This window comes from Lelliottia sp. 7254-16 (assembly GCF_002922995.1).
Lineage (GTDB): Bacteria > Pseudomonadota > Gammaproteobacteria > Enterobacterales > Enterobacteriaceae > Enterobacter > Enterobacter jeotgali.
Genome location: NZ_PQVS01000017.1, coordinates 20508 through 41993 on the forward strand (window position 1 = coordinate 20508; position 21486 = coordinate 41993).

Annotated in this window: 21 protein-coding genes; 8 read left to right on the plus strand and 13 right to left on the minus strand. The window is 56.5% G+C overall.

The features are described from left to right. Window positions 1-7: 7 nt before the first annotated feature. Complete coding sequence (locus C3708_RS19045; RefSeq protein WP_103949990.1) at window positions 8-931, minus strand: alpha/beta hydrolase; 924 nt, start codon at window positions 929-931, stop codon at window positions 8-10. 198 nt (window positions 932-1129) lie between these two features. Here C3708_RS19045 and C3708_RS19050 point away from each other — a divergent pair, with 198 nt between their 5' ends. Both C3708_RS19050 and C3708_RS19055 read left to right on the plus strand, forming a co-directional pair. Beyond that, complete coding sequence (locus C3708_RS19050) at window positions 1130-1372, plus strand: ribbon-helix-helix protein, CopG family (RefSeq protein WP_103949991.1); 243 nt, start codon at window positions 1130-1132, stop codon at window positions 1370-1372. A gap of 3 nt (window positions 1373-1375) precedes the next feature. Further along, window positions 1376-1747: a PIN domain-containing protein gene (locus C3708_RS19055; RefSeq protein ID WP_103949992.1), complete on the plus strand. Its 372-nt coding sequence runs from the start codon at window positions 1376-1378 to the stop codon at window positions 1745-1747. A gap of 39 nt (window positions 1748-1786) precedes the next feature. Here the strand turns inward: C3708_RS19055 and fdhE are convergent, their stop codons facing one another. From fdhE to fdnG, 4 genes are read right to left on the minus strand one after another with little or no spacing between them, the layout of a single operon-like run. After that, entirely contained in the window at window positions 1787-2716 is a 930-nt protein-coding gene (gene fdhE / locus C3708_RS19060) for a formate dehydrogenase accessory protein FdhE (protein ID WP_095284026.1), read from the minus strand. After that, on the minus strand, window positions 2713-3348 hold the full coding sequence (gene fdoI, locus C3708_RS19065; protein ID WP_095284024.1) for a formate dehydrogenase cytochrome b556 subunit: 636 nt from the start codon (window positions 3346-3348) through the stop codon (window positions 2713-2715). Before fdoI ends, fdhE begins: the two co-directional genes overlap by 4 nt. Continuing rightward, a complete protein-coding gene (gene fdxH / locus C3708_RS19070) occupies window positions 3345-4247 on the minus strand; it encodes a formate dehydrogenase subunit beta (RefSeq protein ID WP_095284023.1) in 903 nt (300 codons plus the stop codon). The genes fdoI and fdxH overlap by 4 nt, the downstream gene beginning before the upstream one ends. Window positions 4248-4259: 12 nt before the next feature. After that, window positions 4260-7310, minus strand: coding sequence for a formate dehydrogenase-N subunit alpha (gene fdnG / locus C3708_RS19075; RefSeq protein ID WP_103949993.1), 3051 nt, complete (start codon window positions 7308-7310; stop codon window positions 4260-4262). Between the two features lie 381 nt (window positions 7311-7691). On the opposite strand from fdnG, the gene fdhD reads away from it, so the two are divergent. Continuing rightward, a complete protein-coding gene (gene fdhD / locus C3708_RS19080; protein WP_103949994.1) occupies window positions 7692-8528 on the plus strand; it encodes a formate dehydrogenase accessory sulfurtransferase FdhD in 837 nt (278 codons plus the stop codon). A 112-nt stretch (window positions 8529-8640) separates the two neighbouring features. Further along, window positions 8641-8853 carry a YdgH/BhsA/McbA-like domain containing protein gene (locus tag C3708_RS19085; RefSeq protein ID WP_095284019.1) on the plus strand — a complete coding sequence of 71 codons (213 nt, stop codon included), beginning with the start codon at window positions 8641-8643 and terminating at the stop codon, window positions 8851-8853. Between the two features lie 44 nt (window positions 8854-8897). Here the strand turns inward: C3708_RS19085 and C3708_RS19090 are convergent, their stop codons facing one another. The 6 genes from C3708_RS19090 to C3708_RS19115 form a co-directional block, all read right to left on the minus strand. Beyond that, window positions 8898-10580: a putative frv operon regulatory protein gene (locus tag C3708_RS19090; protein ID WP_103949995.1), complete on the minus strand. Its 1683-nt coding sequence runs from the start codon at window positions 10578-10580 to the stop codon at window positions 8898-8900. A gap of 9 nt (window positions 10581-10589) precedes the next feature. Beyond that, window positions 10590-11651, minus strand: coding sequence for an aminopeptidase (locus tag C3708_RS19095; protein ID WP_103949996.1), 1062 nt, complete (start codon window positions 11649-11651; stop codon window positions 10590-10592). Next, complete coding sequence (locus C3708_RS19100; protein WP_103949997.1) at window positions 11641-13086, minus strand: PTS fructose-like transporter subunit IIBC; 1446 nt, start codon at window positions 13084-13086, stop codon at window positions 11641-11643. Before C3708_RS19100 ends, C3708_RS19095 begins: the two co-directional genes overlap by 11 nt. 10 nt (window positions 13087-13096) lie before the next feature. Continuing rightward, entirely contained in the window at window positions 13097-13543 is a 447-nt protein-coding gene (locus C3708_RS19105; protein WP_095284015.1) for a PTS fructose transporter subunit IIA, read from the minus strand. Window positions 13544-13728: 185 nt separating this feature from the next. Beyond that, window positions 13729-14052 carry an AzlD domain-containing protein gene (locus C3708_RS19110; RefSeq protein ID WP_095284014.1) on the minus strand — a complete coding sequence of 108 codons (324 nt, stop codon included), beginning with the start codon at window positions 14050-14052 and terminating at the stop codon, window positions 13729-13731. Continuing rightward, window positions 14052-14711 (minus strand): AzlC family ABC transporter permease, encoded by a 660-nt coding sequence (locus tag C3708_RS19115; RefSeq protein WP_095284013.1) that lies wholly within the window; start codon window positions 14709-14711, stop codon window positions 14052-14054. Before C3708_RS19115 ends, C3708_RS19110 begins: the two co-directional genes overlap by 1 nt. A 102-nt stretch (window positions 14712-14813) precedes the next feature. On the opposite strand from C3708_RS19115, the gene C3708_RS19120 reads away from it, so the two are divergent. The 4 genes from C3708_RS19120 (at window position 14814) to C3708_RS19135 (ending at window position 19907) form a co-directional block, all read left to right on the plus strand. Beyond that, window positions 14814-15362, plus strand: a complete 549-nt coding sequence (locus C3708_RS19120; protein ID WP_095284012.1) for a helix-turn-helix domain-containing protein — start codon at window positions 14814-14816, stop codon at window positions 15360-15362. 20 nt (window positions 15363-15382) lie between these two features. Next, complete coding sequence (locus C3708_RS19125) at window positions 15383-16378, plus strand: substrate-binding domain-containing protein (RefSeq protein ID WP_103949998.1); 996 nt, start codon at window positions 15383-15385, stop codon at window positions 16376-16378. A 104-nt stretch (window positions 16379-16482) separates the two neighbouring features. Continuing rightward, entirely contained in the window at window positions 16483-18606 is a 2124-nt protein-coding gene (locus C3708_RS19130; protein WP_103949999.1) for an alpha-galactosidase, read from the plus strand. 44 nt (window positions 18607-18650) lie between these two features. Continuing rightward, window positions 18651-19907: an MFS transporter gene (locus C3708_RS19135; RefSeq protein ID WP_103947793.1), complete on the plus strand. Its 1257-nt coding sequence runs from the start codon at window positions 18651-18653 to the stop codon at window positions 19905-19907. A gap of 52 nt (window positions 19908-19959) precedes the next feature. On the opposite strand, the gene rhaM is transcribed toward C3708_RS19135, so the two are convergent. Continuing rightward, a complete protein-coding gene (gene rhaM, locus C3708_RS19140) occupies window positions 19960-20274 on the minus strand; it encodes an L-rhamnose mutarotase (protein ID WP_103950000.1) in 315 nt (104 codons plus the stop codon). Next, complete coding sequence (gene fucO, locus C3708_RS19145) at window positions 20271-21419, minus strand: lactaldehyde reductase (RefSeq protein ID WP_103950001.1); 1149 nt, start codon at window positions 21417-21419, stop codon at window positions 20271-20273. Before fucO ends, rhaM begins: the two co-directional genes overlap by 4 nt. Window positions 21420-21486 lie beyond the last annotated feature (67 nt).

Below are 21486 nucleotides of genomic sequence, written 5' to 3' on the forward strand. Positions count from 1 at the left end.
TTCCTGATTAATCCTTACGGCCTGGTGAGCTCACTCGCCAGGCGATATCTCTCATTACATCTCGCGCAGCCTGGCTTACACCGCCCAGTTGAAAGAATCCGTGGATGACACCAGACCAGCGCTGACACGTACAGTCAACGCTCTGGTCCGTCATACGTTGATACATCGCTTCGCCTTCATCACATAGCGGGTCGAACTCGGCAGTAATGATGTGCGTTGGCGGTAGTCCACTAAAATCATCACGCCATAATGGACTGGCCTCCGGATGATGGCGATCGGTTCCAGCAAGGTAGAATTCATAGCCGCTGAGGAGCGTATCGCGAGTAATGACATAATCCGCGCCGTTACGGGTGTAGCTTTCAAAGTAGGCCGTTGCATCGAGCATCGGATAGATCAGGAGCAACTGTGCCGGTTGCCATTCTCCGACTGCTTTTAACCGCATAGCGGTCACCAACGCCAGATGCCCGCCAGCACTGTCACCGGCAAGGGTGATCCGATTTTTATCTGCACCAAATCTTTCGGCATATTGCCAAATCAGACGAGCGGCCTTCTCTGCATCATCATGAGCGGCGGGGAAGGTATGCTCCGGTGCCAGCCGATACTGAACGGCAATGACCCGACAGCGACTGTAATACGCCAGCTGACGCAGCTGGTTATCGTGCGTGTCAAAGCCACCGCTGATAAAACACCCGCCGTGAAAATAGAGGACTGCCGGTAGCGTTTCGGCGGAATCCAGCGGCGAGTAAACCCGGAACAGCAGTCCTTCGAGTTCAGTCGTTTCAATGTGAACACGGGTTTCCGTCACGCCCGCCAGTACCGTGCTGGCAACATACCCTGCGCGTCGGTCATCAATACTCTGCTTCCTGGCAGATGGCCCCCCGGAGGAAACAAAATCTTGAACCAGTTCAGCAATTCCTTTTTCCAGAGCCATAACCATTCCTGATAACTGTTTGGATATACAGTGTTATAACCTGGTTTTTGGCAGAAGAAAATGATGGATTTTAGTGGGCATGAAAATCTGGAAAGAGGCTCGCAAAATTGATCATACCTGCAAAATTACGCTTTAAAACCCTATTGCTGGTGTGTACTTTGTCGGTTAAATAACCACGATGATATACTAAGGGTATATATGAGCATAATGGTTGGAATCGATATGGGTAGAATACTCCTCGACTTGTCAGACGATGTCCTTCAGCGGCTTGATGACCTCAAGCAACTCCGTAATAAGCCGCGCGCCGAATTACTACGGGAAGCAGTTGAACAGTACCTCGACAGGCAAAGTACCTCGGTGATTCGCGAGGCTCTGGGATTATGGGGCGATAAAGTGGAAGATGGGCTTGAGTATGAACGTAAGCTGCGTGAGGAGTGGTAAAGCATGGAGCGCATGGCGGTATTCGATACCAATATTCTGATCGATCTTCTGAATAATAACGCTGACGCAGCGGATGCTATTGAAAAAGGGGCTGCTCATCGGGCAATCAGTATCATCACCTGGATGGAGGTGATGGTCGATGCACGAAAGCATAACCAGGAAGAGAAAACAGCTGCGGTATTGGGAGCATTTGAACTTATTGATGTCTCGCGGGATGTGGCGGAGCGGAGCGTGCAGCTGCGTGCAGAATTTGGCATGAAGCTGCCAGATGCCATTATTCTTGCCAGCGCCCAGATTAGACATTGCCAGCTGATCACGCGCAACACGAAAGATTTTGCCGGCATTCATCGAGTCAAAACGCCCTACTTTCTGTAGGCCGGGCAAACAAGCTATGCCCGGCAATATCACAGAAAATTACTCCCCTTCACCCGGGAACAGGAACGGGTTGATGGAGCTGCGGGCGAAGCCCTCTTGTTCCATGCGTGCGTCGAGTACCAGTGTAGCGAGATCGTCGGCGACGGCTTCCACTTTTGGGTCCTTTTCCTGATAGAGAATCTTCAGGTAAGTCCCGCAGTCACCGCAGCTTTCTGCTTTAACCGCCGCATTCTCGTTTTCCAGAGACCAGTAGTTCAGATCACGGGTCTGCTCGCAGTTACTGCATTTGATGCGCACCACGTGCCACTCGGTCTCACACAGGTTGCAGTGCAAATAGCGCAAACCTTGTGTGGTGCCAATTTGCACCATGCTGGTCACCGGCATCGAGCCGCACACTGGGCAGAACTGACGCGCTTCACCGTATTCGGCGCGGGCTTTACCTGGAATCAGGCTGGCCATTTGCGCCCAGTAAAGCGAAAGAGCGGCCCAGATAAATGGCGCTTTATCGCTGCTCACCAACGCGAAGTCGGATGCAAACAGCGCGTTCGCCATCTCTTCCAGCTCCAGTTCGGAGGCTTTTTCCAGGTTCTCGATAACCGCTAATGCGGGACCGCTCATCTCAGGTTTTAGCTCAGCAATCAGCGAGTGCAGCAGCTTCTGCCAGTGCTTATCACGCGGCAGCACGTGGATATCCAGCGGCGGCTTACCTTGCTCGTTGGCTTCTTTGATGCGCGCAGCCAGGTCCATTTGCAGCGGATGGTCGTACAGAACCACTTCCTGCGCGTGGGCGATCAGTGCAGCAAAGCGAAGAAATTCACCGAGTGGATTGTTCTCTGCCAGCTCGCGCAGACGCTCTGCGCGGCGGTTGTAGAGGTTTTTGAGTCTGGGGAATAGCAGCGGCGGAATGTATTCCGCCGTGCGTTTCTCGCTCGAACCCAGCTCATCTTGCGGGATTATGCGAATACTCATTCAGATGACTTTTCCTGTTTCTGGCGGACTTCACGGTACCAGCGCGGGTGATGCTTTTTCGCCCACGTGCTGGTTACCCATCCTTCCACCATCGCGGTAATGGTGCCTTTCACCCAAAGGGCGGCGTAGATATGCACCATGATAACCACAATTAATGCTACTGCGGCAAATGAATGCAGCATTAGCGCAAATCGGATCACCGGGATTGAGAAAGCAGGCGCAAAATACGGACGCCAGATGATCACGCCGCTTGCCAGCAACAGGACCAGGAAGATAATCGCCGCCCAGAATACGCATTTCTGGCCGAAGTTATAACGCCCGGTATCACCCACTTCCTCGTTGACGACGATCTTACGAATATTCTTCGCCCAAAAGATATCATCCCGATTGATTAGGTTATGGTGCCAGTAGCGGAAAAACATGATGATAAACGAGGCAAACATAATCACACCGACAAACGGGTGCAGAATACGCGCCAGCTGCGGAGTGCCCATAATTTGCATCAACCAGTTGAAGGACGGGAAGAAGAACCCCAGCCCGCTTATCGCCGCCAGCATGAAGCAGAAGGCGGTGACCCAGTGGTTGATACGTTCCGGCGCCGTATAGCGCACGATGGTGTCACGTCTTTTCATTTGCGCACCTCGTCTTTCTCTTCATGCAGATTATCGTCTTCCTCTTCCGCACGGTTCGGACCGACGCCGACGTAATGGAAGATACTGGCGGCAAAGGTCGCAGCAAAGCCAACGGCGGCCAGCGGTTTCCAGATGCCTTTCCAGAATTTCACCGTGGCGCTGATTTCCGGGTTCTCCGGCAGGCCGTGATACAGATTCGGCTTGTCAGCGTGGTGCAGCACGTACATCACGTGCGTCCCGCCAACGCCCGCCGGATCGTACAGACCGGCGTTATCGTAACCACGGGTTTTCAGCTCTGACACACGTTCTCCCGCCAGGGTTTTCATATCCTCTTTGGAGCCAAAGTGGATAGCGCCTGTCGGACAGGTTTTTACGCAGGCCGGTTCCTGGCCGACGTTCACGCGGTCGACGCACAGCGTACATTTGTAGACGCGGTTGTCTTCCGGGTTCAGTCGCGGCACGTTGAACGGACAGCCGGCAATGCAGTAGCCGCAGCCGATACACTGCTCAGACTGGAAGTCGACGATGCCGTTGGCATACTGAATGATAGCCCCTTCTGACGGACACGCCTTCAGGCAGCCCGGATCGGCGCAGTGCATACAGCCATCCTTACGGATCAGCCACTCCAGTTTGTCGTTCTGCTCCACTTCCGAGAAACGCATCACCGTCCAGGATTTGGCGGTCAAATCGGCGGGGTTGTCGTACACCCCGACGTTATGACCCACTTCGTCACGGAGATCGTTCCACTCCGAACACGCCACCTGACAAGCCTTACAGCCGATACAGGTGGTCACGTCGATGAGCTTCGCCACTTCCTGCTGGTGGTCCCGCGCCTGAGGCGCGGGCGTGAGACCGTTAGTCGCGGAACGACGAATAATGTCTTGCGATTGATAAGCCATAAGTCGTCTCCGTTACACCTTTTCCACGTTCACAAGGAAGGCTTTGAACTCCGGCGTCTGCGTGTTCGCATCACCGACGAACGGTGTCAGGGTGTTGGCGATAAAGCCTTTCTTCGCCACGCCCTCGTAACCCCAGTGAATCGGGATACCGATGGTGTCCACCTGTTGCCCATGTACATTCAGCGTGCGAATACGTTTAGTCACCACTGCCTTGGCCTTGATGTAGCCACGGTTAGACGAGACTTTCACCGTATCGCCGTGCGCGATACCGAGCTTGTTCGCCAGCTTCTCACCGATTTCCACAAACTGTTCCGGCTGCGCGATGGCGTTAAGCAGCGCGTGTTTGGTCCAGTAGTGGAAGTGTTCGGTCAGACGGTACGTGGTGCCGACGTACGGGAACTTATCTTTTTTACCCAGCGCGTCAAAATCGCCTTTAAAGATACGGGCAGCCGGGTTAGAGATAACGTTCGGGTGCAGCGGGTTGGTGCCCAGCGGCGTCTCAAACGGCTCGTAGTGTTCCGGGAACGGACCTTCTGCCATCTTGTCGATCGCAAACAGGCGGCCCATGCCTTCTGGCTGCATGATAAACGGCCCAACGTCGCTACCTGGTGCGGCTGCGCTGTAGTCCGGAATATCCACGCCGCCCCATTTCGCGCCGTCCCATTTCAGGAGCTGACGCTTCGGATCCCACGGTTTACCCTGCGGGTCAGCGGATGCGCGGTTATACAGAATGCGGCGGTTCAGCGGCCACGCCCATGCCCAGCCCAGCGTATTGCCGAGGCCCGACGGATCGGCGTTATCGCGGTTCGCCATCTGGTTGCCTTTCGGCGTCCAGCTACCTGCGAAAATCCAGCAGCCGCTGGCGGTTGAGCCGTCATCACGCAGATGTGCAAAGGTGCTCAGCTGATCGCCTTTCTTCGCCAGCACGGTGCCGGTGGCCGGATCAATCACATCCGCCAGCGCTTTACCGTTGCTCTCCATCGCCACCTCTTCAGGGGCTGGATTATCTGGTGTCGAATAGTTCCAGGTCATGTTCAGAACCTGCTCTGGATTCGCACCGCCTTCTGCCGCGTACATCTTGCGCAGACGCAGGAAGATACCGGCCAGGATCTCGCCGTCGTTCAGGGCGATGCCTGGGGCGTCCGCGCCTTTCCAGTGCCACTGCAACCAGCGACCGGAGTTGACAATTGAGCCGTTCTCTTCCGCGAAGCAGGTGGAGGGCAGACGGAACACTTCGGTCTGAATTTTGGACGGATCGACGTCGTTCGATTCGCCGTGGTTCTGCCAGAACGTTGACGTTTCGGTATTGAGTGGGTCAATCGTCACCAGGAACTTCAGCTTCGACAGCGACTCCACCACCTTGTTCTTGTTCGGGAACGAGGCGACCGGGTTAAAGCCCTGGCACAGATAGCCGTTCACTTTTCCCTGATGCATCATGTCGAAATACTGCAGAACGTCGTAACCCTTGTCCCACTTCGGCAACCAGTCAAAGCCCCAGCTGTTTTCCGCCGTCGCTTTATCGCCGTAGAAGGCCTTCATCATTGAGACGAAGAATTTCGGGTAGTTGCCCCAGTAGTTCACCTGGCCTTCCAGCAGCGGTTTCGGCGTGTTGGCGGTCAGGTAGGTCTGGATGTCGGTCTGCTTTTCGCTTGGCAGCGTCATGTAGCCCGGCAGGCTCTGCGACAGCAGGCCAAGGTCCGTCAGGCCCTGAATGTTGGAGTGACCGCGCAGGGCGTTTACGCCGCCGCCTGCCATTCCCATATTGCCAAGCAACAGCTGAACCATCGCCATAGTGCGGATGTTCTGTGCGCCGACGGAGTGCTGCGTCCAGCCCAGTGCGTAGAGGAACGACGCGGTTTTGTCATGAGCGCTGGTTTCGGCGATGTACTCGCAGACTTTCAGGAAGTCGGCTTTCGGTGTGCCGCAGATGTTCTCAACCACCTCTGGCGTGTAGCGGGAAACGTGCGTTTTCAGCAGGTTCCATACACAGCGCGGATGGGTCAGCGTGGTGTCGCGTTTCGCAAAGCCGTTTTCATCCAGCTCGTAGTTCCAGCTGGTTTTGTCGTATTTGCGTTTATCCGCGTCGTAGCCGCTGAACAGACCATCTTCAAAGCTGTAATCCTCACGCACGATCAGGCTGGCGTTGGTGTAAGCCTCGGTATATTCGCGGTTATATTTTTCGTTAGTTAACAGATACAGCAGTACGCCTGACAGGAAAGTAATGTCAGTACCTGAACGAATAGGGGTGTAGAAATCCGCCACTGACGCCGTACGCGTGAAGCGGGGATCGATAACAATCAGTTTCGCGCCATTGTGGATTTTGGCTTCCATCGCCCAGCGGAACCCGACTGGATGCGCTTCTGCCGCGTTTCCACCCATCACGATGATGAGGTTAGCGTTTTTGATGTCGACCCAGTGGTTGGTCATCGCACCGCGACCAAATGTTGGAGCAAGACTTGCTACCGTTGGTCCGTGTCAGACACGCGCCTGGTTGTCGACCGCGAGCATACCGAGTGCGCGCGTAAATTTCTGCGTTAAATAGCCGGTTTCGTTGCTGGATGCCGAAGCACAGAGCATGCCGGTGGAGAGCCAGCGGTTAACGGTGACGCCGTCGGCATTCTGCGCGACATAGTTGGCATCACGATCTTCTTTCATCAGTTTAGCGATACGATCAAACGCCGTTTCCCAGCTGATTTGCTGCCATTTATCGGAGCCAGGGGCGCGATATTCAGGGAATTTCAGGCGGCTTTCGGAGTGGATGAAGTCCACCAGACCGGCCCCTTTCGGGCACAGCGCGCCACGGTTGACCGGATGGTCCGGATCACCTTCGATATGGAAGATAGATGCTTTAGCGTTTTTCGCGCCGTCGCCGAGGCTATACATTAACAGCCCACAACCGACAGAACAGTACGTACAGGTATTACGGGTTTCACGGGTGCGCAGCAGTTTGTACTGCCGTGTCTCCGCCAGCGCTACGCCGGGGGCAAAGCCCAGCGCCGCTGCCGTCGTGCCTGCCATACCGCCAGCGCAGATCTTAAAGAACTGCCTTCTGCTGACCTGCATGGGTCACTCCTTGTTTCGACATTACTCGTTTTTTGTTTTTGCGCATGATTGCAAAGTAACCATAACGCTCAAAATTTGATGTATTCCCTCAATTCCACGAGGGATATGATTTGAGAATACCACAATGTCGGTAAGCCTGTTCCGATGGGGTTAATACAAAGTGAACGTATTATCACTCTGATGATTATAAAGTGTGATATTTATCACATTTCGGTCCTGGCTTGTTAAAGAGCTGTATCAGCACTTCAGTTGTGCCACTCCCAAATGAGTAGGTAAACTTGATGAGTATGGCTGCCGAAAAGTTGATCCATACTATGCGTAAGGCCTGCGGTTTGTGATGCAATAGCAGGCTCACTTTTGTGGTTGCTCAGGAATACCGTTGTGTTTAAACAAAATCGTGATACCCAGTCGTCTCCACTGCCTGTGGGCGTAGTGGAACATTCGGTACATCGACCCCCTCACATTGCGCACGCCGTCCCCGATTTTTTGGCGGAGGAAGTGCCTGTTGCCCTGGTTTACAACGGTATTTCACATGTCGTGATGATGGCCTCGCCAAAAGATCTTGAGCTGTTCGCGATGGGCTTTTCTCTTTCCGAGGGCATTATCGAGCGCCCGCAGGAAATTTACGGCATGGACGTGGTGAAGGTCTGTAACGGCCTCGAAGTGCAAATCGAGCTTTCCAGCCGCCGTTTTATGAATCTTAAAGAGCGCCGTCGTGCACTCGCAGGGCGCACGGGCTGCGGTGTGTGTGGCGTCGAGCAGCTCAACGATATCGGCAAGCCGATAGTCCCGCTGCCTTTTACCCAAACCTTTACGCTTAAACACCTCGATCACGCGCTCGAGCATCTCAATGACGTCCAGCCAATCGGCCAGTTGAGCGGCTGTACGCACGCAGCGGCGTGGGTTTTGCCTTCCGGGAAAATTGCCGGCGGCCACGAAGATGTCGGGCGTCACGTTGCGCTGGATAAACTGCTCGGGCGTCGTGCTGGTGAAAACGATGAATGGCAGCAGGGCGCGGCGCTGGTATCAAGCCGTGCGAGCTATGAGATGGTGCAAAAAGCGGCCATGTGCGGGGTCGAGATTCTGTTTGCCGTCTCGGCGGCGACCACCCTAGCGGTGGAAGTGGCGCAGCGCTGCAACCTGACGCTGGTGGGGTTTTGTAAGCCAGGAAGAGTGACCATTTATACCCATTCTCAGCGTCTTATTTTTGATCAATAAATTTGAATGACGTGAGCAAATCCTTCCGCTTTTAGTTGTCAGTGATGAAGCCTATTATTATCACATCAAGGCACAACGCCTTATCTAAACAACTTACTGAAGGATTTACATCATGAAAAACATCAAAACTTTTGTTGCAGTTATCGCTCTGGCCGCTTCTTTTGGTTCATTCGCTGCACAGACCGTGACAGCAACTTCTTCCACCATTGACGGTGCAGAAGCCAAAATCGCCGCTCAGGCTCAACAAGCTGGCGCATCGTCTTACACCATTACCCAGGCTTTCTCCGGTAACCGTGTGCACATGACCGCTGAACTGAACAAATAAGAACAGTAGCCACTGTCCCCTGCTCTTCGGAGCAGGGACAGGTCTTAGCGCAGTAACGCAATAAACCCCTCGTAGTCTGCAATTTTCTCGATTGTCTCCACCGAATGGCCGTTCAGTACGTTGGCCAGAAAGCTAAAAATTTTCAGCTCCTGTCGATTCGCCGCGCTGGCGCAAGCCATCACCAGATGCTGCACCTCTTCACCGTTCACCAGCAGTCCGCGTTCAAGCGTAACGAAAAATCCGCGAAACGGTTTTTGCCGATCGCTCCAGCAGTGGGGAATCGCGATGCGATTCACGATAAGATTTTCACCTTCCTGTTCTCGCTGACACATCCGCTGTGACTCTTCGGGCGTTAACCGCTTTTCGGCACACAGACGCGTTGCGATCGCCTCGACAATCTGCGCCCAGCTTTCGCCCGCCGCGTTGTGATAATGAAAATAGCCCTCAGGCGGGAAAAAGCGTTCCGGCTGCTGGCGAATAAACGCCGAGGCGAGGAAGTCTTTAATCTGATCGATGCCTGCTGAAGTGATGATATTGCGGATGGTCAAGACGTGACGCGGCCCGCCATCAAGTGTGTAAGGACCGTTGTTGACGATAAGCGCTGGCGTCAGCTCTTCACAGATGGCTTCGACGTCATCAGGATTGCGCGCCACAATCACCCGGCAGTTCAGCACCTCGCGCTCAATCGCCATTTTGTTGATTGCGGCAATGGCGTTCTGGTCAGCCAACAGGATAACCGGCGTCGATTCGTGCTGATGGCGCTCCAGCGCACAGGCGAAGTAGAGTCCCGGAAGATCGCTGTCAATCAGCGGAATATCCATCACCGTTCGCAGATGATTGATAAATTTCACGCTCATATCAAATGCGGCTGGCCACGCGGTCTTAAGGTTATTCATCGATCCCTGACGATTTTCCACCAGCCACTGCGGCATCGCCACGCAGCGCTTAAGATGACCAGTCAGATCGTCAATCAGCTGCGCATCTACCACATGCGGTGAGCCCGGGCTGGAACTGGCGGTGAGTAACTCCCTGACATACTCGGGCGTCATACTGTCGGCCTGGTCCTGCAAATGATTGAGCCGTTCCCGCACTTTCTCTGGAATCGTTGGGCCGGGGCATTGTGGACATTCCCGCAGCGCACAGGCTGCAAGGATCATACTCACCCGATAATCAGCGGAGATATTCGGCCAGCCTGTCTGCCGACGACCCTCTTCCAGCAGTCGGGCGTAAGCGTCAGGCGTGATACCCGGCAGAGGATACACAAAGGGGTCTTTGCGAAAGACATTGGCGAGCAGGAGAAAACGTTTTGCTTCATCAACTGCCACGAAATGGCCCGCACCGGGACGGCTCGCCAGGTTGAACGCCCTCTGGTGGCGGGTTTTCAGCCGGGGTAGGCGCTCGGCGACCCAGCTATCAGGCAACTTGAGCGCGTCGGCTAATTGAGCGCGGGTAATCACCGGATGGATCAGCAGCAGGGCCAGCATCCGGTCATCATTATCATGGCGCTGTAAAAGCTGGAAATAGCTTTTGCGATCAACGATATCCAACTGATACAGGGCGTTGCCCGCCGTGCGAATGTGCGCCTTGCCGCTCAGGGTAAAGTTCAGATAATCAATATCACGCAGAATAGTGCGCGCCGAAACGCCAGTCTGCCGCGCCAGCACGCTCAGCGATACGGGCTGTGATTCAATGGCATCGAGTAGGGAAAACTGGCGTTCATTCAACATGCTGTATCCTTAGCGAAACTGCGTAAACGCGGCGACGTGCTCCTCGTCGAGGGACATCAACAGCTCATAGACAATAGTGAATGCCGCGTCGTAATCCGTTGCTGAAATCATACCGCTATTGGCGTGCAGATAACGTGTCGGCAGGCAAAGCGCCACCACCGGGCGGCCACCGCCCATCACGTTATACCGCCCGCCGTCAGTGGCACCGGTTTTCATGGTGCTAAATTGCAGCGCCGCTTCCTGTTTTTCTGCGCTCGCTTTCAGCGCCGCCAACAATTTCTGATTCGGGAAGTAGCGTTTGTCGAACAACATCACGCCCGGCCCATAACCCAGTTTCAGCGGATATTTCACCGCGTCGATGCCCGGAACATCGCCCGCTACGGCGGTATCCAGCACGATCACCACGTCCGGTTTAATCGACTCGGCGGAGGTTTGCGCCCCGCGAAGCCCAACCTCTTCTTCTACACTCCCGACGCCATAAAGGGTGATATTCGGATTATCGACGCGTTGGAAAAGCTCCGCCATCAGGGCGCAGCCGACGCGATTATCCAGCGCTTTGGCGACAATTTTGTCCTCGCCCCAGCGGGCGAAATTGGCTTCCGGGCTGATAAAGTCTCCCATCGCAATGCCACGATTGACGACCTCTTCACGGCTGTTCGCACCAATATCGACAAACATCTCGTCAAAGATCATCGGCTGCTGCTTCTGCTTTTCGCTCAACGCATGGGGCGCAACTGAACCGATCACGCCGGGGATTTTGCGCCCGCTGCGGGTACGAATCGTAACGCGATGGTTGAGCATCGATTGGCTCCACCAGCCGCCGATGGTGTCGAAGCGGATAAACCCCTCGTCGGTAATATGAGTCACCATAAAACCCACTTCGTCCATGTGCCCGACGATGGCGACTTTCGGGCCGCGCGCGCCTTTGCGGGCGATAAAACTCCCCAGCCCATCAAAGCGGATTTCATCAGCGTGTTCTTCGAGGGTGTCGATAAGCACATCGCGCACCTCCTGCTCATCCCCGCTAACCGCGCTGCAATCGCACAATGCTTTCAGTAACTCAATGTTCATGAGACATCTCCAGACGGGCGGCCTGACGTTTCAGCCACCAGCCTTTCAGTAAAATAATCAGTGAGATATTCAGCGCCAGCCCAATCGCCAGCACCAGATAGAAAGAGCCTGCCGGAGACATCAGGCCGATCAGCGGATCGAATACGCCCAATCCCGGCGCCAGACGCTGAATGCCAAACGAAATCGTCAGCATCCCCGCAATACCGCCGCTCAGGGTATTCGCGGTCAACATCGGCAGCGGCGCGGCGAGGGCGTAAGGAATGGCCGGTTCGGTGGCGACGGTCGCGCCCACCACAATCGCGCTACTGGCTGCCGCTTTTTCCTGGGCGGTAAAGAGTTTCGGCGCGAGATAGGTCGCAATACCCGCCGCGACAGGCGGCATCAGGGCAACCACGCCGACGATGGCGTACCAATCGTAGATATGTTTTTCCAGCAGGGAGAAGCAGAAGAACCACGCGGTTTTGTTGACCGGGCCGCCCATATCAAAGGCCAGCATCGCGCCGACCAGGAAGGCCGCGCCGAGCTTCATCGACGGCGGAATGGTGTTCAGGAAATGCAGCAGGCCGCCCATTAAATCGGACATCAGCGGGCCAATCACGTAATACGTCAGCACGCCAAATACCAGCAGGGTAACAAACGGGATCAGCATCGACCCCAGCAGCGGTTGCAACGCCTTGCCCAGTTTCACCTTGCGGAACCACAGTACGAAATAACCGATTGCCAGCCCCAGCACCACCGCACCGAGAAACCCCGCGCCGGACTGGGTGCCGAGCAGCCCTTTGTCGTTCGCCAGATAGCAGACCAGAAACGCCGGGGCGAACGCCGGTTTATCGGCAATCGACAGGGCGATGTACGCGCCCATAATCGGGATCATAAAGGTGAATCCCAGATAACCGATGGACTCGATAACCCAGGTAAACGACGGTGCGCCTTTGGCCATATCGGTGTACGGCAGGCCAAACTGCACCAGCATATTGGCGAGGGCGACGAGAATACCGCCGCCAATCACAAACGGCAGCGCCGCTGAAACACCCGCCATAAGGTGGCTCATCACGCTGCCCTGCGGCACATCCTGCTTACCCAGCTTCACGCTGTTATCGGCGGCAAACCTCTGCGATTGCGCGGGTAAATTTTCAAAAATGGCGTCGATATTTTTCAGCGCCTGGGATATGGGAATCTGATAAACCTGCTTGTCCGCAAAGCGCGCGCGGTCATCGGCGCTCAGACCGCGCCCGGTCGCCAGAATCACATAATCGGCGGCAAGAATGGCGGCGTCGCTGAGGTGATTCTCCACGCCGCTCGACCCCTGGGTTTCCACCTGAATAGTGTGGCCTAAATCGCGTGCTTTACGTTCCAGCGCTTCCGCCACCATATAGGTGTGGGCGATGCCTGCCGGGCAGTTGGTGATCGCCACCAGGCGTAAGGATTTTTCCATGATTGACCCCTTATTGGCTGAGCGTCTGGTTTAGCAGCGTCAGAATCTGGTCGGCATCGCCTTGTTTGAGTTGGGCGATAAAATCGGCGTGGATAATTTTGCGGCACAGGCTGCCGATCACTTTTACCTGATCGTCCTCGCCCTCCTGCGGTACACCGAGGCAAATCCAACAGGTGACGGCCTCGTTATCGCTGGCTTTCCAGTCCACCCCTTCGGTTTGACGGGCAAAGAGAACAAAAGGCTGTTTGACGGCGACACTTTTGCCGTGTGGCACCGCAATGCCCGAGCCAAACCCGGTGGAGTGCAGTTTTTCGCGCAGTAACAGTGTTTGCAAAAAGGCGCTGCGATCGGTGATAAAGCCATTCTGAAAGGCCATATCGGACAGCGCTTTCAGCACAGAATAGGGACTGTTGCCGCGAATGTTGAGGTCAATACAGTGAGGCGTAAGAAGGGCCATGATGCCACTCCATCAGAGAATGTCTGCTGCCATTCTACGGGGGCGATGCGCTGGCTATGAGAGGGAATATGTCAGTGAAAAGTGACAACAGAACAGGGAAGCAAAGCGGCGTTTTGTGGGCGAAACCACACTTTGACGTGTGAGGTTTCCCTGATGAATCTTTCATCATCAGGGAATGTGTTTTATCAATGGATGCCCGCTATGCGCAGCAGTGCCGTCACTACTGCCGCCGCGATAATCACCACGATCAGCGGCACTTTGCGCCACGCCAGGAACACCGCAAACGCCACGCCCAGCACCCGAGCCATTCCGGCAAAATGTTCGCCTTCGTAGAAAGTGGTCGCCAGCGCCACGGAAAACAGCAGAACCGTTGCGGCATCTGAGAGCAACGCCTGGGACCGCTCAGAGAGCGCCAAACGGTTGCCGAGTTTCGCCCCGCCGAGGCGCATCAGATAGGTTCCTGCCGACAAAATGGCGATGCCGAGGATAAAGACCGTCATGTTTTCCATTATTTCTTCCTTGCTGCCAGACCGAGTAACGACAGCAGTACCGGTAAACCGACCGGCGCGAACGGTACCGCGGCCAGCGACAGCGCCGCCCCGCTACAGGCGCGGACAAGCGTAGTACGGTTTTTAAACGCCGGGACCACTAACGCCAGCAAAATTGCCGGGAACACGGCATCGAGACCGATAGTTTCAGGCGCTGGCAGCAGTTTGCCGACCATCGCGCCTAAAAGCGTGCCGAGTGGCCAGATAATCGCCACGCCCATGCCGCACAGCCAGTAGGCGGCTTTGCGCTGCTCGGGCGTTTTTTGCGACAGGCCAAACACCACGCTTTCGTCGTTCATGATGTGGCAGCCGAGGAAGCTCAGTCCGCGTTTCCCCACCAGTTCGCGCACCGTCACGCCGAACGGTACGTGGCGTGCATTCACCAATAAACCCGCCGCCGCTGCCGCAAGCGGATTACCGCCGCTGGCGACAATGCCAATAAACATAAATTCCGACGCGCCCGCGAGAACGGTAATCGAGAGTAAAAATGGCACCCAAACCGGGAAGCCGTAAGCCATCGCCAGCGAGCCGTAGGACATGCCGACGACGCCCACGGCGAGGCACACCAGCACGATCGCTTTTATCGTGTCGCCTTTCAGGCAGGAGAGGGAGTTCTTCATACAATTTTAGCCATATCGAACGAGATTCCATTATAATGAACGCATCAGTATCGTTTTTCAAGATGAACGATTCGTTCGATTTATAGAACAAGAGGCCGTTTTATGACGCAGCCAATCAGCGTGATTGCCAAAAGCCTGGTGCGGGAACGCCTGCGGACCGGGCTGTCGCTGGCGGAAATCGCGCGCCGTGCCGGGATCGCCAAATCCACGCTGTCCCAACTGGAATCAGGCAATGGAAATCCTAGCCTGGAAACGCTCTGGTCGCTGTGCGTGGCGCTGGGTATTCCTTTTGCCCGGCTATTAGAGCCGCAGCAGCCGACCACGCAGGTGATCCGCCGGGGTGAAGGGACGAAGGTGATTGCCGAGCAGGCGAACTACCAGGCGATTTTGCTGGCGTCCTGCCCGCCAGGTGCGCGTCGGGATGTCTACCTCCTGATGACCCAGCCGGGCGCAGACCGCATTTCGCAGCCGCACCCGCCGGGCTCTGTGGAGCATATTATCGTCACTCAGGGCCGCGCGTTAATTGGCCTGACGGACGCACCGGAAGAGCTAGGTCCGGGCGATTACATCTGCTATCCCGCCGATCAGCCGCATATCTTCAAAGCGCTGGAGCCGGATACCCACGCGCTTTTAGTGGCGGAACAAAACTAACTTCTTCGGACCCGGAAATCATGTCGCTCAAAGCCATTGCCAAAGAACTGGGGCTGTCTGTTACCACGGTCAGCCGCGCCCTCAACGGATATGATGACGTTTCTCGTGAGACGCGTGCGCGCGTGGAAGCCGAAGCGCAGCGCCGTGGCTATCGCCCGAACACCTTTGCCCGTCGTCTGAAGATGGGCAAAATTGACGCCGTCGGGCTGGTGTTCCCCGTCCATCCAGTTCCGCTCAATAACAGCGTATTTATGGACATGGTCGGCGAAATTAGCCACGAACTGGCGCGACATGAGATTGATTTGCTGCTGATCGCTGACGATGATCTTGCCGACAAACACAGCTACATGCGCATGGTGCAAAGCCGCCGCGTGGATGCCCTGATTGTCGCCCATACCCTCGATCAAGACCCGCGCCTCACGCAGCTGCAAAACGCCGGTTTTCCGTTCCTCGCCCTGGGTCGTAGCCAGCTGCCGAAACCCTACGCATGGTTTGATTTCGACAACTACGCGGGCACCTATCGCGCCACGCGCTGGCTGATCGACAAAGGCCATCAGCGCATCGCCCTGTTAGGCGAAAACAACAGTCAGGCGTTTATCACCCAGCGCCGTTTAGGTTATCTCGACGCCCTGTGCGAAGCGGGGTTGTCCAGCGAATGGCTGCGCGCCATGCCGCCGTCACGCCGCGCGGGCTATACCGCGACGCTTGAGCTGTTGTCGCTGCCCAACCCGCCCACCGCCATTGTCACCGACTGCAACACCCACGGCGACGGAGCCGCGATGGCGCTGGCCCAGCAGGGGCGACTCACCGGTCGCGATGCGGTTTCGCTGGTGGTGTACGACGGTCTGCCGCAGGACAGCATTGTCGAGGCCGATGTAGCGGCGGTGATCCAGTCCACCCGCGAGGGCGTGGGCAAGCAAATCGCCGACATGGTGCGCCAGCTGATTAATGGGGATGATATTTCCCGGCTGCAGGTGCTGTGGCAGCCTGAATTCTCACCGGGCCAGACGGCCTAAATCTCCGCAAAATTCAAAAGTCGATCACAGATCCGAAACGTTTGGGTTGGTACCCGAAACGTTTCGGATCAACACTCAGGACATCTGATGACAGGAGATGTCCGATGCAAGATTCCATTTTACGACTCACAAGCCCGACGACGGACGTGGTGATCAAAACTCACCCGTTCGCCGAAATTGTCTACTGGGGACCACACCTTCACCACTTTTCGCCGCAGGATGCGCAAAGCCTGATTCGCCCGGTCGCCAACGGCAGGCTGGATGTCGATATTCCGCTGACACTGATGGCCGAACTGGGCCACGGTCTGTTTGGCGCGCCGGGAATTGAAGGGCATCGTCAGGGGCTGGACGGGTCGCCGGTTTTTAAGACCGTTGCCGTCGAGCAGCAGTGCCAGAGCCTGTCTATCACCGCGGAAGACGAACACGCCGGGCTACGCCTGACCAGCGAACTCGCCCTTGATGAGAGCGGCGTGCTGGTGGTGCGCCACGGTTTGACTAACCTGCGGGAGCAGCCGTGGCAGGTGGATCGCCTGGCCGTAACGCTTCCGGTGTCGGAGCGCGCAAAAGAGGTGATGGCGTTTCATGGCCGCTGGATCCGCGAATTCCAGCCGCATCGCCTGACCCTTGAGCACGACAGTTTTGTGATTGAGAACCGCCGCGGGCGCACCTCTCACGAACATTTCCCGGCCCTGATGACCGGCACACCGGCGTTCAGCGAAATGCACGGCGACGTGTGGGGTGTTCACCTTGGCTGGAGCGGTAACCATCGTCTGCGCGCCGAAGTCAAAACCGATGGCCGCCGCTACGTGCAGGCCGAAGCGCTCTATCTGCCGGGGGAAATGGCGATTGCCGAGGGCGACACGCTCTGGACGCCGAAGCTCTACGCCAGCTACTCCGCGCAGGGGCTGAATGGGATGAGTCAGCAGTTCCACCGCTATCTACGCGATAATATTATTCGCTTCCCGGAAAACAAACCGCGCCCGGTGCATCTCAACACCTGGGAAGGGATTTATTTCAACCACGACCCGGAATACATCATGCGCATGGCCGACGAAGCCGCGGCGCTGGGCGTGGAGCGTTTCATCATCGACGACGGATGGTTTAAAGGGCGCAATGACGACCACGCCGCCCTCGGCGACTGGACGCTCGACGAGAAAAAATACCCCAACGGCCTGATGCCGGTGATCAATCACGTCAAAAATCTCGGCATGGAGTTTGGCATCTGGGTTGAGCCGGAGATGATTAACCCGGACTCCGATCTCTACCGCGCGCATCCTGACTGGGTGTTGGCCCTGCCGGGGTATCCGCAGGCGACGGGGCGACATCAGCTGGTGCTGAATCTGAATATTCCTGAAGCCTTTGAGTATCTGCTGGAGCGCATGAGCTGGCTGCTGGGCGAACATCCGGTGGACTATGTGAAATGGGACATGAACCGCGAGCTGGTGCAGCCGGGCCATCTCGGTAAAGCGGCGGCGGACGCGCAAACGCGCCAGTATTATTGTCTGCTTGAGACACTGGGCCAGCGCTTCCCGCAGGTGGAATTTGAATCCTGCTCGTCCGGCGGCGGACGCATTGATTACGAAGTCCTGACCCGCTGCCATCGCTTCTGGGCGTCCGATAATAACGACGCGCTTGAGCGCAACACCATCCAGCGCGGAATGAGCTACTTCTTCCCGCCGGAGGTAATGGGTGCGCATATCGGTCATCATAAATGCCACGCCACGTTCCGCCAGCACAGCATTGAATTCCGTGGGCTGACGGCGCTGTTTGGGCATATGGGGCTGGAGCTGGATCCGCTTACCGTCGACGAGCACGAACGCGAAGGCTACCGCCGCTATGCCGCGCTGCACAAACAGTGGCGCGAGGTGATTCACCACGGCACCCAGTGGCGCGTGGATATGCCGGATGCCAGCACCCAGGCACAAGGTATAGTGAGTGAAGACCAGCGACAGGGGCTGTTTATCGTCAGCCAGCTGGCGATGCCGGATTACACCCTGATGATGCCGCTGCGCATGCCGGGCCTGGCAGCAGACGCGCAGTACCGCATCACGTTGCTCGATCACCCGAATATCCGCCTGACCGGCGAAGGGGGCCACACCATGCGCAAACTGCCGGCATGGATGGAAGCGCCGCAAACGGTGAGCGGCGAATGGCTGATGCAGGCGGGGATCGTCCTGCCGATTCTGGACCCGGAAACCGCCATTCTGATTGGCGTTGAACGCGTGTAAGGGTGATGGGCCGGGCGACCGGCCCTGAGTTGAGGATAAAAATAATGAACACGACTGCCTGTACCCACAAAGACAACCCTAATTTCTGGATTTTCGGGGCGTTCTTCTTTCTCTACTTCTTCATTATGGCCACCTGCTTTCCGTTCCTGCCGATCTGGCTGTCGGATATCATCGGCCTGAATAAAACCCATACCGGGATTGTCTTCTCCTGTATCTCGCTCTCGGCGATTGCCTTCCAGCCGGTGCTGGGCGTCATTTCCGACAAGCTGGGGCTGAAAAAACACCTGCTGTGGATTATCGCGGTTCTGCTGTTTTTGTTCGCACCGTTCTTCCTCTACGTTTTCGCGCCGCTGCTGAAAATGAATATCTGGCTCGGGGCGCTAAGCGGCGGGCTGTATATCGGCTTTGTCTTCTCGGCGGGCTCGGGGGCGATTGAGGCCTACATCGAGCGCGTGAGTCGCAACAGCTTCTTCGAATACGGCAAAGCGCGGATGTTTGGCTGTCTGGGCTGGGGGCTGTGCGCTTCAACGGGCGGCGTGTTGTTCAGCATCGATCCGTCGTATGTCTTCTGGATGGGCTCCGGCGCGGCGCTGCTGCTGATGCTCCTGCTGGTGGTCGCCAAACCTAAGCCAAACCAGACCGCTGAAGTGATGAACGCGCTGGGCGCGAACCAGCCGCAAATCACCGCCAAAACCGTCTTCACCCTGTTCCGTCAGCGCAAAATGTGGATGTTTATTCTGTACGTGATTGGCGTGGCCTGCGTGTATGACGTCTTCGATCAGCAGTTTGCCACCTTCTTCAAATCGTTCTTTGCGACGCCGGAAGAGGGAACGCGCGCCTTTGGTTTTGCGACTACGGCCGGGGAAATGTGTAACGCGATCATCATGTTCTGCTCGCCGTGGATCATTAACCGCATCGGCGCGAAAAACACTCTGCTGATTGCCGGGCTGATAATGGCGACGCGCATTATCGGTTCGTCCTTCGCCACCACCGTGACGGAAGTGATCGCCCTGAAAATGCTCCATGCGCTGGAAGTGCCGTTCCTGCTGGTGGGGGCGTTTAAATACATCACCGGCGTGTTTGATACCCGTCTTTCAGCGACCATCTATCTGATTGGCTTCAACTTTGCCAAACAGTCGGCGGCCATTTTCCTGTCGGCTTTCGCTGGGAATATGTATGACCGGATCGGTTTCCAGGACACCTATCTGATGCTCGGATGCTTCGTGCTGGCGGTGACGGTAATCTCGGCGTTTACGCTAAGCAGCAGGCAGGAAATCGCTGCCGCAAGGGCGGCAGCATAATCTTTCGTAGGCCGGGTAAGGCGCAGCCGCCACCCGGCAATCACACAACACCTTACTCGAGGAAAAACACCTCTTTCAGCTCCGCACTCACCGGGCTATTGTCCGCATTCGCGGGCATCACGTCACGCATGTGTTTCCACCAGCGCTGGCACACGTCGGTATTCGCCACCGCGTTCCAGCGCTCTTCCGATTCAACCTCCACGGTGGCAAACAGCAGGTTACGATCCTTGTCGAGATAAATGGCGTAGTGATGCGCGCCGTGGTCTTTCAGCACCGATTCCAGTTCTGGCCAGATCGGGGTGTGGCGGCGTTGATACTCCTCGTGGGCATCCGGGTTTACCTGCATCACAAAAGCTTTGCGGATCATAAGGCCTCCAGATACAGCTCGCGCACCTCGTCACGGCTGGCGGTGCGCGGGTTGCACGGTGCACACGGATCGGCGAGGGCTTTGTCCAGCCAGCCTTCGATGTCCGCTTTGGTGACGCCGAGTTTACTGAAACCGGATGGAATTCCGACGCGCGTGCTCAGGGCGCGAATGGCGTTGATCGCCTCCATGCTCGCCGCTTCATCGCTCATCCCGCGCGTCTCCACGCCCATCGCCTGCGCCACGCGGGCAAAACGCGCCACCGCATTCGGACGGTTAAAGTTTTCGATGATCGGCAGCAGGATGGCGTTGCACACGCCGTGCGGCAGGTTGTGCGTCGCGCCCGGCTGATGCGCCAGGGCGTGAACCAGGCCCAGACCGGCGCTGTTAAAGGCCATACCCGCCAGATACTGGCCGAAGGCCATTTGCTCGCGCGCTTCCAGATTATGTCCGTCATCGACCGCTTTCGGCAGCCACAGGCTGATCAGGCGAATCGCTTCCAGCGCGTTAGCGTCCGTGAGCGGGTGCGCGCCAACGGAAACATAGGCTTCAATAGCGTGGGTCAGGGCGTCCATCCCCGTAGCGGCGGTAACGGAGGCGGGAATATCGAGCATCACGCTGGCGTCGTCCACGGCGATATCCGGGATGATATTCGGGTCGATAATTACCTCTTTCACCTGGCGCTCGCTGTCGATGATCACCGCGTTGCTGGTCATCTCCGCCGCGGTGCCTGCCGTGGTGTTGATCGCCACCAGCGGCACACCGGCGTTTTTCACCTTGCCGACGCCGGAGTAGGCGGTCGACGGACCAGGGTTGGCGGTGAGGATTTTAATCGCTTTCGCCGTATCAATCGGGCTGCCGCCGCCGAAGGCAATCACGTAATCACATTCAGCGCTCTGATACGCCGCAAAGCCTTTTTGCACCAGCGCTTCCGTCGGGTTCGGGAACACCTCGTCAAACAGGTGATACGACATTTGATGGGCGTCCAGGGCGGTAAACAGGCTGTCGAGCAGGCCCATTTTCACCAGCTGGCCGTCGGTGACAATCAGCGCTTTGCCCCACTGTTTGCTCGCCACCAGATTAACCATATCGCCGATAGCACCTGCGCCGTGCAGGCTGATTTTCGGCAGTGCCAACATAAAGCTCATGATAATTCTCCTTAATGATTTTTTGGGTAATCCTTGCCCCTCACCCCAGCCCTCTCCCCAAGGGAGA

Coding starts and splice junctions, on each gene's coding strand:
- C3708_RS19085 (WP_095284019.1), top strand. CDS start 8,641: ATGAAAAACATCAAAACTTTTGTTGCAGTTATCGCTCTGGCCGCTTCT.
- C3708_RS19045 (WP_103949990.1), bottom strand. CDS start 931: ATGGCTCTGGAAAAAGGAATTGCTGAACTGGTTCAAGATTTTGTTTCC.
- C3708_RS19120 (WP_095284012.1), top strand. CDS start 14,814: ATGACGCAGCCAATCAGCGTGATTGCCAAAAGCCTGGTGCGGGAACGC.
- C3708_RS19125 (WP_103949998.1), top strand. CDS start 15,383: ATGTCGCTCAAAGCCATTGCCAAAGAACTGGGGCTGTCTGTTACCACG.
- fdhE (WP_095284026.1), bottom strand. CDS start 2,716: ATGAGTATTCGCATAATCCCGCAAGATGAGCTGGGTTCGAGCGAGAAA.
- fucO (WP_103950001.1), bottom strand. CDS start 21,419: ATGAGCTTTATGTTGGCACTGCCGAAAATCAGCCTGCACGGCGCAGGT.
- fdxH (WP_095284023.1), bottom strand. CDS start 4,247: ATGGCTTATCAATCGCAAGACATTATTCGTCGTTCCGCGACTAACGGT.
- C3708_RS19055 (WP_103949992.1), top strand. CDS start 1,376: ATGGAGCGCATGGCGGTATTCGATACCAATATTCTGATCGATCTTCTG.
- C3708_RS19130 (WP_103949999.1), top strand. CDS start 16,483: ATGCAAGATTCCATTTTACGACTCACAAGCCCGACGACGGACGTGGTG.
- C3708_RS19115 (WP_095284013.1), bottom strand. CDS start 14,711: ATGAAGAACTCCCTCTCCTGCCTGAAAGGCGACACGATAAAAGCGATC.
- C3708_RS19135 (WP_103947793.1), top strand. CDS start 18,651: ATGAACACGACTGCCTGTACCCACAAAGACAACCCTAATTTCTGGATT.
- C3708_RS19050 (WP_103949991.1), top strand. CDS start 1,130: ATGAGCATAATGGTTGGAATCGATATGGGTAGAATACTCCTCGACTTG.
- C3708_RS19090 (WP_103949995.1), bottom strand. CDS start 10,580: ATGTTGAATGAACGCCAGTTTTCCCTACTCGATGCCATTGAATCACAG.
- C3708_RS19095 (WP_103949996.1), bottom strand. CDS start 11,651: ATGAACATTGAGTTACTGAAAGCATTGTGCGATTGCAGCGCGGTTAGC.
- C3708_RS19105 (WP_095284015.1), bottom strand. CDS start 13,543: ATGGCCCTTCTTACGCCTCACTGTATTGACCTCAACATTCGCGGCAAC.
- C3708_RS19110 (WP_095284014.1), bottom strand. CDS start 14,052: ATGGAAAACATGACGGTCTTTATCCTCGGCATCGCCATTTTGTCGGCA.
- C3708_RS19100 (WP_103949997.1), bottom strand. CDS start 13,086: ATGGAAAAATCCTTACGCCTGGTGGCGATCACCAACTGCCCGGCAGGC.
- fdoI (WP_095284024.1), bottom strand. CDS start 3,348: ATGAAAAGACGTGACACCATCGTGCGCTATACGGCGCCGGAACGTATC.
- rhaM (WP_103950000.1), bottom strand. CDS start 20,274: ATGATCCGCAAAGCTTTTGTGATGCAGGTAAACCCGGATGCCCACGAG.